The following is a 651-nucleotide window of genomic DNA, read 5'->3' as shown; positions in this document are numbered from 1 at the left end:
GCGCACCGCCTCCGGCTGCGATCCGGAAACGGATCCCGTACTCCGGGGCCAGGCGTGCGAACCGGCCAGTACCCTGCTCGAAGCCGTCGATACAACACAGGAGATGCCATGCAGGGCCAGGGCCATCACCACCCGGTCACGCCGCCGCCGCCCACCGGACTGCTGGTGTTCCTGCGGATCCTCTTCGTGGCGATCGCGCTCGGCAGCATCGGCTTCCTGATGTGGGTGCCGATGATGCGACTGGCGATCGTCACCCGCAAGGCCGTCGACTGGGTGCTCTGCGGACTCTCCTTCGTCCTGCTGGTCGTCTCCATGGCGCTGCTGCTGTCAGAGCCGGACGAGGAGGTCGACACCCCCGCCGAGACGGTCGGCGTACTGCTGCTGTTGATCACGCTGCTCGCCGTCGTCTCCTACTACCTGGCCGTCGACATCCGGCACTTCGACGAGCGGCGCCGGCTCGCGGACGCCGCGCTCGCCGGGCACGGGCCCCGTCACGGTCACACCGGGGCGTACGGCTACCCGCAGAACACCGGCCCCTACGGCTACCCCGTGCTCCCGCAGCAGCAGGGGCAGCCCGGCACCTGGTCCGGCGGAGGCCACGCGCCCACCCCGAACCACACCTCCACCCCGAACCACACGTCGACGCCGAAC

At 70.2% G+C, this 651-nt stretch carries 1 protein-coding gene; it reads left to right on the top strand.

The window, feature by feature from the left end:
- Positions 1–108: 108 nt before the first annotated feature.
- Positions 109–651 (top strand): hypothetical protein (locus ACOV8S_RS00400; protein ID WP_448315192.1); only part of this gene is annotated, 543 nt, incomplete at its 3' end.

The organism is Streptomyces sp. CO7 (assembly GCF_053474865.1).
The sequence above is the reverse complement of the archived record's forward strand: the minus strand, read 5'-3'. Positions and strand labels throughout refer to the sequence as shown.